General features: G+C 70.3%; 15 protein-coding genes. 11 read left to right on the plus strand and 4 right to left on the minus strand.

The window, feature by feature from the left end; all coding sequences use genetic code 11:
• Nucleotides 1-179: 179 nt before the first annotated feature.
• Both C7H73_RS14500 and C7H73_RS14505 read right to left on the minus strand, forming a co-directional pair.
• Nucleotides 180-1,427 carry a porin gene (locus tag C7H73_RS14500; RefSeq protein WP_106847305.1) on the minus strand — a complete coding sequence of 416 codons (1,248 nt, stop codon included), beginning with the start codon at nt 1,425-1,427 and terminating at the stop codon, nt 180-182.
• Nucleotides 1,428-1,627: 200 nt separating this feature from the next.
• Nucleotides 1,628-2,719 carry a porin gene (locus C7H73_RS14505; RefSeq protein ID WP_106847306.1) on the minus strand — a complete coding sequence of 364 codons (1,092 nt, stop codon included), beginning with the start codon at nt 2,717-2,719 and terminating at the stop codon, nt 1,628-1,630.
• 307 nt (nt 2,720-3,026) lie between these two features.
• On the opposite strand from C7H73_RS14505, the gene coq7 reads away from it, so the two are divergent.
• Nucleotides 3,027-3,644, plus strand: coding sequence for a 2-polyprenyl-3-methyl-6-methoxy-1,4-benzoquinone monooxygenase (coq7, locus tag C7H73_RS14510; protein WP_106847307.1), 618 nt, complete (start codon nt 3,027-3,029; stop codon nt 3,642-3,644).
• Nucleotides 3,645-3,660: 16 nt separating this feature from the next.
• Here coq7 and C7H73_RS14515 read toward each other — a convergent pair whose 3' ends face one another.
• Nucleotides 3,661-4,110: an OsmC family protein gene (locus tag C7H73_RS14515; RefSeq protein WP_106847308.1), complete on the minus strand. Its 450-nt coding sequence runs from the start codon at nt 4,108-4,110 to the stop codon at nt 3,661-3,663.
• 302 nt (nt 4,111-4,412) lie between these two features.
• On the opposite strand from C7H73_RS14515, the gene ilvA reads away from it, so the two are divergent.
• The 3 genes from ilvA to C7H73_RS14530 all read left to right on the plus strand — a co-directional run bounded on the left by ilvA (nt 4,413) and on the right by C7H73_RS14530 (nt 7,453).
• The gene (ilvA, locus tag C7H73_RS14520; protein ID WP_106847697.1) at nt 4,413-5,975 is read left to right on the plus strand and encodes a threonine ammonia-lyase, biosynthetic; all 1,563 of its coding nucleotides are present in this window, start codon (nt 4,413-4,415) and stop codon (nt 5,973-5,975) included.
• A gap of 78 nt (nt 5,976-6,053) precedes the next feature.
• Nucleotides 6,054-6,875 (plus strand): adenosylcobinamide-GDP ribazoletransferase, encoded by an 822-nt coding sequence (locus tag C7H73_RS14525; RefSeq protein ID WP_106847309.1) that lies wholly within the window; start codon nt 6,054-6,056, stop codon nt 6,873-6,875.
• Complete coding sequence (locus C7H73_RS14530; protein WP_106847310.1) at nt 6,872-7,453, plus strand: histidine phosphatase family protein; 582 nt, start codon at nt 6,872-6,874, stop codon at nt 7,451-7,453. Before C7H73_RS14525 ends, C7H73_RS14530 begins: the two co-directional genes overlap by 4 nt.
• Here C7H73_RS14530 and C7H73_RS14535 read toward each other — a convergent pair.
• A complete protein-coding gene (locus C7H73_RS14535) occupies nt 7,450-7,920 on the minus strand; it encodes a type II secretion system protein N (RefSeq protein ID WP_106847311.1) in 471 nt (156 codons plus the stop codon). The two genes, C7H73_RS14530 and C7H73_RS14535, sit on opposite strands and share 4 nt — an antisense overlap.
• A gap of 27 nt (nt 7,921-7,947) precedes the next feature.
• On the opposite strand from C7H73_RS14535, the gene gspG reads away from it, so the two are divergent.
• The 7 genes from gspG to gspM all read left to right on the plus strand — a co-directional run bounded on the left by gspG (nt 7,948) and on the right by gspM (nt 13,152).
• Nucleotides 7,948-8,436 carry a type II secretion system major pseudopilin GspG gene (gene gspG / locus C7H73_RS14540; RefSeq protein ID WP_106847312.1) on the plus strand — a complete coding sequence of 163 codons (489 nt, stop codon included), beginning with the start codon at nt 7,948-7,950 and terminating at the stop codon, nt 8,434-8,436.
• Between the two features lie 208 nt (nt 8,437-8,644).
• Nucleotides 8,645-9,193 (plus strand): pilus assembly FimT family protein, encoded by a 549-nt coding sequence (locus C7H73_RS14545; RefSeq protein WP_106847313.1) that lies wholly within the window; start codon nt 8,645-8,647, stop codon nt 9,191-9,193.
• Nucleotides 9,190-9,576 (plus strand): type II secretion system minor pseudopilin GspI, encoded by a 387-nt coding sequence (gspI, locus tag C7H73_RS14550; protein WP_106847314.1) that lies wholly within the window; start codon nt 9,190-9,192, stop codon nt 9,574-9,576. The genes C7H73_RS14545 and gspI overlap by 4 nt, the downstream gene beginning before the upstream one ends.
• A 153-nt stretch (nt 9,577-9,729) precedes the next feature.
• Nucleotides 9,730-10,383 carry a PulJ/GspJ family protein gene (locus C7H73_RS14555; RefSeq protein ID WP_405124769.1) on the plus strand — a complete coding sequence of 218 codons (654 nt, stop codon included), beginning with the start codon at nt 9,730-9,732 and terminating at the stop codon, nt 10,381-10,383.
• A gap of 53 nt (nt 10,384-10,436) precedes the next feature.
• Nucleotides 10,437-11,402 carry a type II secretion system minor pseudopilin GspK gene (gspK, locus tag C7H73_RS14560; RefSeq protein ID WP_106847698.1) on the plus strand — a complete coding sequence of 322 codons (966 nt, stop codon included), beginning with the start codon at nt 10,437-10,439 and terminating at the stop codon, nt 11,400-11,402.
• A complete protein-coding gene (gene gspL / locus C7H73_RS14565; protein WP_106847316.1) occupies nt 11,399-12,637 on the plus strand; it encodes a type II secretion system protein GspL in 1,239 nt (412 codons plus the stop codon). The genes gspK and gspL overlap by 4 nt, the downstream gene beginning before the upstream one ends.
• On the plus strand, nt 12,634-13,152 hold the full coding sequence (gspM, locus tag C7H73_RS14570; protein WP_106847317.1) for a type II secretion system protein GspM: 519 nt from the start codon (nt 12,634-12,636) through the stop codon (nt 13,150-13,152). The genes gspL and gspM overlap by 4 nt, the downstream gene beginning before the upstream one ends.

Raw genomic sequence — 13,152 nt, forward strand, 5'->3', positions numbered from 1 at the left:
GACTATGCCTCATGCAACAAGCGCGCCAGATATAGGGAAAGCACCGAGTGAAAATACACGGCAGATATGCTTTCGGCCACTGGCTGAAATCGAGCGCACAAAAAACAAAACCCCCGAAAGGGGGTCTTGCTTATAGCCATCCACGCCAAGCCAAAGCCTACGCGAACGAAGGTGCTGAATTAGAAGCGATGGCGCAGACCCAGCGTGATGCCGGAACGGCTGCGGGCATGGCTTACCGGGTCCAACTCAATCGCGCTGCCACCGCTGATGCTGGTGTGGTCCACGCCGAAATAGGCGTCGGTGCGCTTGCTGAAGGCATAGTCGGCAACGGCCACGTAGAAGTTTGCCGTCCCGTTGGAGGTGCCCGTGGTAGAGCCCGACTGCTTGCCGCGGAAATAGTGCATACCCACGTTGAGCTGCGAAGTGGCCTGATAGCCCACGCCGATCTTGAACAGCTGGCGCTTGTTTGCATCGCCCGGCTGGAAGCCGCCATTGGTTTGGCCGGACCAGAATTGACCCAGGATGGCGCTGTCCAGCGCATTGCGGCGCGCCTGTACCGACAGCGGATTGGCGGTTGTGGTGAATTTGGCCTTGTTCAGACCATAACCGGTAGAAAAGTACCAGGGGCCCGTGCGATACGAGCCACCCAGCGTGTAGGCATCGACATCGGTGCCGCCGGGCAAGGTGGTGCGCAGATAACCCGCGCCGATTGCCGCGCCACTGGCGCCATAACGCAGGTAGCCTCCCATGGTCTTCAGCGCGCCGCCTTGCAGCGTGTTTGCAGCCTGTGCGCCAATGGCGTTCCTCAAGGCATTTGCGTAGGCGTTGAGCGCCTCGGGTGTGGTGCCGGTCGGGGTAATGGCATCGATGGCCCGCGAGTCATTTCTTTCGTCAAACGAATACTGCAGCGAGCCGACAAAGCTGCGATCAGGCGTGGCGAACGTGTACTTCAACGCATTGCTGGTACGCGCGCCCATGGCCATGCCCAACTCGGGCTTGTAGGCTTCCATGTAGGGCGAGTAGGGGAACGATGCGTAGGTACTGGTCACGACGTCGAATAGCACGTTCCACTGGCGGCCGGCGGTGATGCGGCCATAGGGACCTTGCAGGCCCACGTGCGCCAGCTGGAAAAACGGCGTGGAAACGGAACCATCGTCAGCGTTGAGACGGTTTTCCAGCACCACCAGTGCCTTGCTGCCGCCGCCCAGATCTTCTTCGACGTTAATGCCCCAGCGGCTTTGCGACATGCCGCCGCCGAGCAACTGGGTCTTGCCGTCCTGGCCCGGGCCTTCGTTGTTGGTGTGGCGCACGGCCGCGTCCACGATGCCCCACAGCTCGACCTTGCTGGCGCTGGTTTGGGCGTAAAGAACCGGCGCGGACGCTGCAAGCACTGCAAGCGCCAGGGTTTTCTTGACGAAGGATGCCATTTTTAGAAGTCTTTCTTCAAAGGGGAAGGGGAGACCTCATTCTTCAAAAAGCCTTCTGACTGGACAAGTCCGGATCGCATTCCAGCCACAGGCGTTTTCCCTAGGGTTTTGTTACATCAGAGATCAAGAACGCAAAAAGCCGCTGCCCGAAGGCAGCGGCTTTTTTTCCTTCAGTCAAGCTGGCGAACGCCAGCCACTGATTAGAAGGAGTGACGGATACCGATGGACAGACCCGACTGGTTTTCGCCAGCGCCAGGAGTGCCGTTGTTCACGCCACCAGCGCCCAGGCCCAGATCGGACAGGTCCTTGTTGCTCATATGAGCCAGCGTGCCGTACACGGCAGTGCGCTTGGACAGGTTGTGCACATAACCCAGGGCCAGATGGTGAGCCTTGGCGTCGATAGCCTTCTGGTCGTACAGAGCGTACTGCAGACGCACTTGGCCGGCGCCGATCGGGGCGGTCAGGCCCAGGGCGTAGGCGTTGAACTTGGCGCTGCCGTCAAAGCCGTCAGCCTTGTAGCGGTTTTGCTGGGCCAGAGCGTTCAGCTTGACCACACTCAGGTCATACGAACCACCGATGGTCCAGCTGTCCTTGTTGCCACTGAAAGCAATGCCACCCAGAGCGCCACCACCCACTTCGCGGCGGTCCAGAGCCAGGGTCAGGCTCAGAGGGCCGTTGTCGTAGGCAGCGAAACCACCCATGTAGCGGCCGTTCTTGCCGGTGGTTTGCTCGTCGAAGCCGTAGCCCAGGCCAGCCGTGAAGCCGCCGAAGTTGGGCGTGTAGTAAGCCAGCATGTTGCTCTGACGGATGCCGTCGGAGTCGGACGTGGTAACGGCGCCAGCACCAACCCAGTTCTTCCAGCCCTGGAACGAACCGAAGCCGACTTGGCCAAACACGTCATACGAGCTGACCTTGGCGTAGGAAGGAGCCAAGTCGCGGCCCATGCGCACTTCACCGAAGCCGCCCATCAGGCTGATGGTGGAGCGACGCTTGAATTCCAGGCCAGGACCAGCGGCGCCGCCGGACTTGCCGTCGCCAGCGTCGGGGTTCAGGCCGGCTTCCAGCCAGAAGCCTGCCTTCAGGCCACCGCCCAGATCTTCCACGCCACGGAAACCAATGCGGCTGGTGGCGTTGCCGTTGATGCCCAGGCCGGTCACGCTGTCGCTAGCGCCGTTGGCCTTGTTCACGTGGCTGACGTTGGTGTCAACGATACCGAACAGCGTCACGGAAGACTGTGCCATCGCGGTGCCGGAAGCGGCCAGCACGGCCAGGGCAATCAGGGATTTTTTCATTGCGTGTTACTCCAAGGTTAAACAGAGGGCCCCGGATCGGGAGGACTCGTTCGGACGCAGCTCACGCGCACTCCGCCGTGTCCCCGGGCCAACCTCCTGGTGGGGAAGCTGATCCTATTGCAACAGACGCACCGGCGAAGCGCAAAGAAATTCCCGCACAATCGGACGGAAAGCGGGGTTTCGTTGCACGACTGCAACACCTCCGAAAGGGCAATAAGTTCTTTCCATTGTTGCAGGCCTGCACAAAGAGTGCCAATGGAGTTCGCGCCGAAAAGCCGCAGTTGAAGATTTTTGACAACTTTTCCCCATGGACCGCTTCCTCATCGCTGCCGACACCGCGTTGCGTACGCTTTTTGCCTCACCCTCGGCCAGCCAGCCTTCACCGGCCCGCGGACTGCCGGAGGCCCGGCTGTCCTCCCCCGACAGGCGCCTTGCCGGCGCCTTGATGCGCGTCAACCACGTGGGCGAAGTCTGTGCCCAGGCCCTGTACATGGCGCAGGCCTGCGTGACACGCGACGGCGCCCTGCGCCGCAGCCTCATGGACGCTGCCCGGGAAGAGACCGATCACCTGGCCTGGACGCGCGAGCGGCTGGACGCGCTGGGCAGCCGGCCCAGCCTGCTCAACCCCCTGTGGTTCACGGGCGCCTTTGCCATCGGCCTGGCGACTGCACGGGTGAGCGACCGCGCCAGCCTGGGCTTCGTGGTGGAAACCGAGCGCCAGGTATCCGAACACCTGCAGGGCCACCTGTCGCGCCTGCCCGCCCAGGACCTGCCCTCGCGCGCCGTGGTGGCGCGCATGAAGGAGGACGAAGAGCGCCACGCCGCCCAGGCCCTGGCCGCTGGTGCCCTGGAACTGCCCGCGCCCGCCCGCTGGCTGATGCGCGGCGCCGCCAGGGTCATGACGACCACGGCGCACTACCTCTGAGGCGGCAACAGGCCGGTCAGGCCTGAACGATCTCGAACCCCGTGGTGATGGCCGCGGTCTTGCCCAGCATGATGCTGGCCGAGCAGTATTTCTCGTGGCTCAGGGCGATGGCGCGTTCCACGGCTTCGGGCGACAGGTCCTTGCCCGTCACGGTGAAGTGCATGTGAATCTTGGTGAACACCTTGGGCTCGGTGTCGGCCCGCTCGGACGTCAGGTGCACGCTGCAGCCGCGCACGTCGTGCCGGCCCCGGCGCAGGATGAGTACCACGTCGTACGCGGTGCAGCCGCCCGTGCCGGCCAGCACGGCCTCCATGGGCCGGGGCGCCAGGTTGCGCCCGCCGTTATCGGGCCGGGCGGTGTCGGGCGCGCCGTCCATCGCCACGACGTGACCGCTGCCGGTCTCGGCGATGAAGCCCATGCCCGAGCGCGCGCCGGTGCTGCCGGTCCAGCTGACGGTGCATTCCATATGTGTTCCCCAAAAGCTTGATGTAGATCGAAGGCGGCCAGCCGCCCGCGCGGGATTTTGCTGCATCGCAGCAAGAGCTGGGCTACAATCCGCCCACGCACCGGCCGCGCCAGGGTTTACCCCGAATGCCGCGCCCCGCAACGATTGTCTCCTCCATCTCCTCAAAGGATGGATTCAGCCCCGGACCTCACCGTCCGGGGCTTTTTTTTGCCCCGCGCGCCCTCGTGTCCGGCCACTATGATGGGCGCCCCGTGCCCAGTCTGCTGCGGCGCAGCATCTGCTGCAGCCGCCCTCCCGTCGCCATGACCCAGCCCCTGACCCCGTTTGACTACCTGACCAAGATCCTCAACGCCCGCGTGTACGACGTGGCGGTGGAGACGGACCTGCAGCCCGCCCGCGCCCTGTCGCGCCGGCTGCACAACAAGGTGCTGCTCAAGCGCGAGGACCAGCAGCCCGTGTTCAGCTTCAAGCTGCGCGGCGCCTACAACAAGATGGCCCAGCTGCCGCCCGAGCAGCTGGCGCGCGGCGTGATCTGCGCCTCGGCCGGCAACCATGCCCAGGGCGTGGCCATGAGCGCGGCCAAGCTGGGCACGCGCGCCGTGGTGGTCATGCCCACCACCACGCCGCAGGTGAAGATCGACGCCGTGAAGACCCTGGGCGGCGAGGTGGTGCTGGCCGGCGACAGCTACTCCGACGCCTATGAGCACGCGGTCCGCCTGCAGGCCGATGAGGGCCTGACCTTCGTTCACCCCTTCGACGACCCGGACGTGATCGCCGGCCAGGGCACCGTGGCCATGGAAATCCTGCGCCAGGTGCAGCAGCTGGGCGGGCACCTGGACGCCGTGTTCGTGGGCATCGGCGGGGGCGGGCTGATCGCCGGCGTGGCCAACTACATCAAGGCCGTGCGCCCGCAGATCCGGGTGATCGGCGTGCAGATGAGCGACTCCGACGCCATGGTGCAGTCTGCTCGCGCGCACCAGCGCGTGCAGCTGGCCGACGTGGGCCTGTTTTCCGACGGCACGGCCGTCAAGCTGGTGGGCGAGGAGACCTTCCGCATCGCCCACGAGCTGGTGGACGACTACGTCACGGTGGACACGGACGCCGTGTGCGCCGCCATCAAGGACATCTTTGCCGACACCCGCAGCATCGTCGAGCCGGCCGGCGCGCTGGCCCTGGCCGGCCTGAAGGCCTACGTGGCCCGGCACAAGACGCGCGGCCAGACCTACGCGGCCATCCTGTCGGGCGCCAACATGAACTTCGACCGGCTGCGCTTCGTGGCCGAGCGCGCCGACGTGGGCGAGGAAAAGGAAGCCCTGTTTGCCGTCACCATCCCCGAGGAGCGCGGATCCTTCCGCCGCTTTTGCGAGGTGGTGGGCGCCCTGCCGGGCGGCCCGCGCAGCGTGACCGAGTTCAACTACCGCATCAGCCACCCGCAGCGCGCGCACGTCTTCGTCGGCCTGTCCACCCACGGCCGCGGCGAATCGGAAAAGATCGCCCGCGCTTTCCACAAGACGGGTTTTGCCGCACTTGACCTGACGCACGACGAGCTGGCAAAGGAGCACCTGCGCCACCTGGTCGGCGGCCACGCCCACCTGGCGCGCGACGAGCGGCTGATGCGCTTCACCTTCCCCGAGCGTCCGGGCGCGCTGTTCAAGTTTCTCAGCCTGATGCAGCCGACCTGGAACATCTCGCTGTTTCACTACCGCAACCAGGGCGCGGACTACGGCCGCATCCTCGTGGGCATGCAGGTGCCGCCGGGCGAGGCCGCCGCCTTCGACGCCTTCCTGCACACCCTGGGCTACCCCTGGGTGGAAGAGACGGACAACCCCGCCTACCGCCTGTTCCTGCAGGCCAATGGCGCTTGATGGATTGAGCATCAAATCGGGCTTTAACGCACGCCAATCAAGCGCTAGCAGCTACTCTTTCAATAGCAAGCAATACCCATGCTGAAGAACGCCCTGCGCCACTACCTGCTGGCCGTGCAGTTCTTCACCCGCGTGCCCGTCACCGGCCGGCTGGCGGCCTGGGTGGGCTACAGCCCGGCGCTGCTGCGCGCCAGCAGCGGGCACTTTCCGGGCGTGGGCTGGCTCGTGGGCCTGCTGGCGCTGGGCGTGTACGCGGCGGTGTACCAGACGCTGGGGGGCGGGCCGCTGGCCGGGGCGGTGGCGGCGGCGCTGTCCACCGCTGCCACGCTGCTCATGACCGGGGGCTTTCACGAGGACGGCCTGGCCGACGTGGCCGACGGCCTGGGTGGCGCCTACACGGCCGAGCGGGCGCTGGAGATCATGAAGGATTCGCGCATCGGCGCCTTTGGTGCCATGGCGCTGGTCCTGGCGCTGCTCACCAAGCTGGCGCTGCTGGCCCAGCTTTCTGGCCACGGCCTGCTGGCGGCCGTGGTGGCACTGGCCGGGGCGCATCCGCTGTCGCGCCTGTGGCCGCTGTTGACCATCCGCGCCCTGCCGCACGTGGGCGACAGCGCCACCTCCAAAAGCAAGCCGCTGGCCGACCGCATCGCCGGCCGGGCACTGGCCACGGCCGCCCTGTGGGCGCTGCCGCCGCTGCTGCTGGTGGTGTGGCTTTTGGGCGCGGGCGTCGCCGCCGCGGCGCTGCTGGGCAGCGCGGCTGGCGCGGGGTGGATGCATTGGCGCTTCGTGCGGCGATTGCAGGGCTTTACCGGCGACTGCCTGGGCGCATCGCAGCAACTGGCCGAGCTGGGTTTCTATCTGGGTGCGGCCGTGGCCCTGGCCCGGCAGGCAGCGGCGTGACGGCCACCCGCCTGTGGCTGGTGCGCCACGCCCAGCCCCAGGTGGCGCCCGGCATCTGCTATGGGCGCCTGGATGTACCCGCCGACCCTGCCGCCAGCCGCTTCGCCGCCCAGGCGCTGGCCCGGGCCCTGCCAGCCGGGGGCGTTGCCGTCTGGCACTCTCCGCTACAAAGATGTGAGCTGCTGGCGCTTGACCTGCAAGGGCTGAGGCCCGATTTGATGCCCAAACCCGAGCCGCGCATCATGGAGCTGGACTTCGGCTGCTGGGAGGGCCAGGCCTGGCACGCCATCGACCGCAGCGCCCTCGACGCCTGGGCCGGCCAGCTGCACACGTACGCCCCGGGCGGCGGCGAAGCCCTGCAGGCCATGCTGCAGCGCGTGTGGCAGGCGCTGCAGGACGCGCGCCGGCTGCCCTCGAGCGACGTGGTCTGGATCACCCATGCCGGCGTGGCGCGCTGCGTGGCCTGGCTGCTGGCCCACGGCCCGGGCCGCGCCCCGCGCGCGCAGGACTGGCCCACCGCGGCTCCGCCCTGTGGCGGCTGGACGGTGGCGCCGCTGCCGCCCCCTGAGGATATTTAAGGTCTGCCGCCCAGCGGCATCTGCAGCGTCACCGTGGTCGCACCGTCCAGCGACGGTCCCAGGCGCGCCTCGCGCCGCGACAGCGACTGCAGCACCAGGCCCGGCTCCACCGAGGCGCCCACGCGCACAGGCTTGGGCGGCTGCCCATCCACGCTGACCAGCGCCGCGCCATGGCCGCTGGTCGTGCCCGCCAGCACGCCCTGCAGCACGAAGCGGCCGGGCGCTGCCGGCGCCGCGGACTGCTGCACTGCCGCCACGTGCACGCCCGCGCCCAGCAGGCGCGCCACCGCCTGCGCGTCGGCCTGCGGAGCGGCCGGCAGCGTGGCCGGCACCGGTCCCGCCGGCTGCGCCGACAGGGCCAGCGCCCAGTACAGGGCGGCGGCGCCGGCCGCAGCCCACAGCGCCAGCGTGGTCAGGCGCGGGGCCCAGGAGCCGCCGCCGGGGGCGCGCAATGTGTGTGTCACCATCGCGCGATTATTTATCATTGCCCGGCTATGCCCCACCTGATCCGCCGCCCCCGGGCGCTGCCCCTTCCCGCCCTGCCCCGCCGCCTGGCGCGCTCCGCACGCCGCCGCCTCGCCGCAGGCTTCACCCTGATCGAGCTGATGGTGGTGCTGGTCATCATCGGCGTGCTGGCCGCGCTCATCGTGCCCAACGTGCTGGACCGCGCCGACGACGCGCGCAGCACTGCCGCGCGCACCGACATCACCAACATCATGCAGGCGCTCAAACTCTACCGGCTGGACAACCAGCGCTACCCCACGGCCGAGCAAGGCCTGCAGGCCCTGATCGCCCGTCCCTCGGCCGGCCCGGCGCCGAACAACTGGCGCCCCTACCTGGAAAAGCTGCCCAACGACCCGTGGGGCCGCCCCTACCAGTACCTCAACCCCGGCATCAAGGGCGAGGTGGACGTGATGAGCTTCGGCGCAGACGGCCAGTCCGGGGGCGAAGGCAAGGATGCCGACATCGGCAGTTGGCAGTGAATGGAGCCCCCACGGTCGTTCACTGCGTGTACTCCCTGCCCCCCGAGGGGGCCGCGTTTCGCCTTGGGGCGGCCCGGCGGCGAAACAGGGCCCCCACGGTCGTTCACTGCGTGTACTTCCCTGCCCCCCGAGGGGGCCGCGCTTCGCCTTGGGGCGGCCCGGCGGCGAAACCTCTTCATCCTGCGTGGCCTGACCTCATAGCCTAGACATGACATGCGTGCGCCCTGTGCCAGCGGACGCCGCGGATCTGGCTCTGCCAGTCCGCTGGCGTCGCCCTTTCTCCCGCGCAGCGAGAGAGGGGGGAAGACGCGAAGCGGCTCGGGGGGGTGCTCCCTGGTCTGGGGGGTTTACCTTGCTCGAACTGCTGGTCGTGCTGTCCATCATCGCCCTGGCCACGGCCGGCGTCGGCTTTGCGCTGCGCGACAGCGGCGACACCCAGCTGCAGCGCGAGGGCGAGCGCCTGGCCGCGCTGCTGGAAGGCGCACGGGCGCAGTCGCGCGCCTCCGGGGCGCCGGTGCGCTGGCGCGCGGAAAGGGGGAGCTTTCGCTTCGACGGCCTGCCCGGCCCGGCGGGCGCGCCCCGCACCTGGCTGGACGCGGGCACCGGCGTGCAGGGCGGTGCGGGCGCGCTGTGGCTGGGGCCGGAGCCCCTGATTGGCGCGCAGCAGGTGGTGCTGGTCAACCAGGCGCACCCCGGGCGCGCCGTGGCCGTCGCCACGGACGGGCTGCGGCCATTTGCCGTGCAGACCCTGCAATGACCCGGCGCCTGCCCTGCAACGGCCGCCGCCGCAGTGCGTACGGCTTCACTCTGGTGGAGGTGCTGGTGGCGTTGGCCATCGTGGCCATTGCCCTCATGGCCGGGCTGCAGGCGACCTCGGCCCTCACGCGCAGCGCCGCGCGCCAGACCGACGTGGTGCTGGCCCACCTGTGCGCCGAAAACGAGCTGGTGCGCGTGCGCCTGGCGCGGCAGCTGCCCTCCATCGGCGACGCCTCGGGCACCTGCGAGCAGGCCGGGCGGCAGTACGGCGTGGCCGTAATCACCTCGCCCACGCCCAACCCGCAGTTCCGCCGCGTGGATGCGCAGGTGACCGAGGAGCGGTACCCGGTGCTGCGCCTGTCCACCATCGTGGGGAGGTACTAGAAGATGCCCCCCCTGAGGCGCTGCGCGCCTTCCCCCCGAGGGGGGACGACGCTGGTGGACTGGCGCAGCCAGATCCACGGCGTCCGCTGGTATGGCCTGCTCCGCGGCCTCCTGACTAAGAGCCGGCGGTCGCGTACCTCCAGCGGCTTCACATTGATCGAGCTGCTGGTGGCGATTGCGGTGATGGCGCTGCTGGCCATCGTCAGCTGGCGCGGGCTGGATGGCATGGTGCGCTCGCAGGAGGTCACGCGCGCGCGCGCCGACGAGCTGCTGGTGCTGCAGACGGTGCTGGCGCAGTGGTCGGCCGACCTGGATGCGCTGCAGCCCATCGCCCACACCGAGCCCATCGCCTGGGATGGCCAGGTGCTGCGGATGACGCGGCGCAGCACCCGCCTGCCTGAAGAGGGCGCGCTGGTGGTGGCCTGGGCGCAGCGCAACACCGAGGCGGGGCCGCGCTGGCTGCGCTGGCAGTCGGCGCCGGTGCGCACGCGTGCCGAATGGGCCGGCGCCTGGCAGCAGGCCGCCGTGTGGGCCCGCACGCCCGGCCAGGCCGAGCGCCGCGGCGAGACGGTGCTGCTGCCGCTGGCCGGCTGGCAGCTGTTTTACTTTCGCGGCGGCGCCTGGGCCAACGCCCAGTCCAGCGGCGCAGGCAGCGGCCAGCCCCGCGCCGTGGGCGACCTGAACGACGCCTCGGCGCGCATCCCCGAGGGCGTGCGCCTGCAGCTCACGCTGGCGCCGGGCGGGGCGCTGGCCGGCACCATCGTGCGCGACTGGGCCAACCCGCTGCTGGGGGGCGGCAAGTCGTGAGGCAGAAAACGCGGGTGCATAAGGCACACAAGGGCGCCGCCCTGCTGCTGGCCATGCTCACGGTGACGCTGGTGGCCAGCTTTGCCGCTGCCGCGCTGTGGCAGCAGTGGCGCGCCGGCGAGGTGGAGACGGCCGAGCGCGCCCGCGTGCAGTCGGCCTGGATATTGGTCGGTGCGCTGGACTGGTCGCGCCTGATCCTGCGCGAGGACTCGCTGGCGCGCACCGGCGACGGCACCGACAACCTGACCGAGCCCTGGTCGGTGCCGCTGGCCGAGGCGCGCCTGTCCACCTTCCTGGCGGCCAACCGCAACGTCGCCCAGGTGGAGGACGCCAGCACCGACACCGCCGACGCCTTCCTGTCCGGCCAGATCAGCGACCAGCAGGCGCTGCTCAACCTGCGCAACCTGGTGCAGGACAACCAGGTGGAGCCGGTGGCGCTGCGCCAGTTCGCCCGGCTGTTCGAATACCTGGGCCTGCCCGCCCCGCAACTCGACGGCCTGGCCCGCCAGATGGTGCAGGCCGTGTCCGCCGAGGGCGACGCGGCCAACGTGCCGCTGCTGCCGCAAAACGCCGCGCAGCTGACCTGGTGGGGCCTGGCGCCGGCCGTGGTCGAGCAGCTCGCGCCCTACGTCACGCTGCTGCCCGTGCGCACCAAGGTCAACCTGAACACCGCCGGCGCCGTAGTGCTGTGGGCCAGTGGCGACGGCCTGTCCATGGCCCAGGCCCAGCAGCTGGTGCAGTCGCGCGAGCGCCAGCACTTCAAAAGCGAAGCCGACGCCGCCAAGCTGCTGGGCAACGCCGGCAATGCCATCACCCCGGCCACGCACACGGTGGCCTCGCAGTACTTCGAGGTGCGCGGCCAGCTGCGCCTGGACGGCGCGGTGGTGCAGGAGCGCTCGCTGGTGCTCAAGCAGCGCGGCGACGTGCGCACCCTGTGGCGCGAGCGCGGCGCCCTGCCCGCCGCGGCCGCCGCACCGGGGGCCGGCCCCTACAATGCGCCGCCAACCCCCGCGCCATGAGCACCCTCGTCATCACCCTGCCCCTGGCCGCGCCCGAAGCTGCCGACCGCTACGGCTACGTGCTGTCCAGCGACGGCCACGCCGTCACCCGCCACGCCAGCGCCAGCGCCGCGCTGCTGCCCGGCCCCGGCCGTGCCGGCGAGATCGTGGCCGTGGTGCCGGCGCGCGCCCTGTCCTGGCAGCGCGTCACCTTGCCTCCTGGCGCCCTGGCCCAGGCCGCGCGCGTGCGCGCCGTGCTCGAAGGGCTGCTGGAAGAACACCTGCTGGACGACCCTGCCACGCTGCACTTTGCCCTCGCGCCCGGCGCACAGTCCGGCGCGCCTGCCTGGGTGGCCGTGTGCGACCGCGCCTGGCTGCGCAGCGCCCTGCAGGCGCTGGAGGCCGCCGGCCGCCCGGCCGATCGCGTGGTACCCGAATTCGCCCCCGGCCCCACGGCCAGCGGACAGCCCGAGATCACCGTGCTGGGCACCCCCGAGGACGCCCAGCTGGTGCTGGCGGGCCAGGGCGAGCAGCAGGCCGTGGCCGTGCTGCCGCTGGCCGCCGCGCCGGCCCTGCTGGCCCCGCCCGCCGACGATGCGCCGCCCGTGCGCGCCGAGCCCGCCGTGGTGGCGCTGGCCGAGCGCCTGCTGGCGCCGCGCCGCGTGGCCATGCAGCCGGCCGCCCAGCGCCTGCTGGCCGCCGCCCGCGGCCCGTGGGACCTGGCGCAGCTCGACCTGGCCAGCAGCGGCCGCAAGCGCGCCCTGCGCCGGGCCGCCGCCGCCGCCAATGCCTTTTTGCGCGCGCCGCAGTGGCGCGCCGCCCGCTGGGGCCTGGCCGCGGCCCTGCTGGTGCAGGTCGTCGGCCTGAACCTGTGGGCCTGGCAAGACCGCCAGGTCGTCGCCGCCAAGCAGGCTGCCGCCCGCGGCCTGCTGACCCAGACCTTCCCGCAAGTGCAGGTGGTGGTCGATGCGCCGGTGCAGATGGAGCGCGAGCTGGCCCGCCTGCGCCAGCAGGCCGGTGGCCTGTCGGCCAGCGACCTGGAGCCGCTGATGGCCGCCGCCGGCGCCGCCATGCCGCCCGGCGCCACCCCGGCCGCCGTGCAATACGCCAGCGGCGAGCTGCGCCTGCGCGGCGTGCAACTGGCCGACGCCGAGCTGGACGAAGCCCGCCAGCGCCTGGCCGCGTTGGGGGCCAGCGCCAACGTGCAGGACGACGCCCTGCTGGTGCGCCCCGCACCGGCCACAGGCCAGCCATGATGAAGAACACCCACAAGAACCAAGGCCCCGCCACGCTGGCCGCCGCCCGCGCGCACTGGGCGCGCCTGGCGGCGCGCGAGCAGACGCTGGTGCTGGCCGCGGCCGGCCTGGTGCTGCTGGCCCTGGCCTGGTGGCTGCTGCTGGCGCCCGCCTGGTCCACCTGGAAGACCTCTGCCGCACGCCACGCCCAGGCCGATGCGCAACTGCGCCAGATGCAGCTGCTGCAGGCCGAGGCGCGCCAGCTGCAGGAGGCGCCGCGCGCCCAGGGCGGCAGCCCGGGCGCCGCGCTGCAGGCCAGCGTGGCCCAGGCCCTGGGCCGGGGCGGGCAGATCGCCCTGGCCGGCGAGCGCGCCACCGTCACCTTGCGCGCCGTGCCGGCCGCGGCCGTGGCCCGCTGGCTGGCCCAGGCCCGCAGCGCCGCGCGCGCCGTGCCGCTGGAGGCCCAGCTGACGCGCGACGCCGGCACCGACGCCGCCTGGAGCGGCACGGTGGTGCTGGCCCTGCCCGCGCCCTGA

The sequence above is a fragment of the Pulveribacter suum genome (assembly GCF_003013695.1).
Classification (GTDB): Bacteria; Pseudomonadota; Gammaproteobacteria; order Burkholderiales; family Burkholderiaceae_C; genus Melaminivora; species Melaminivora suum.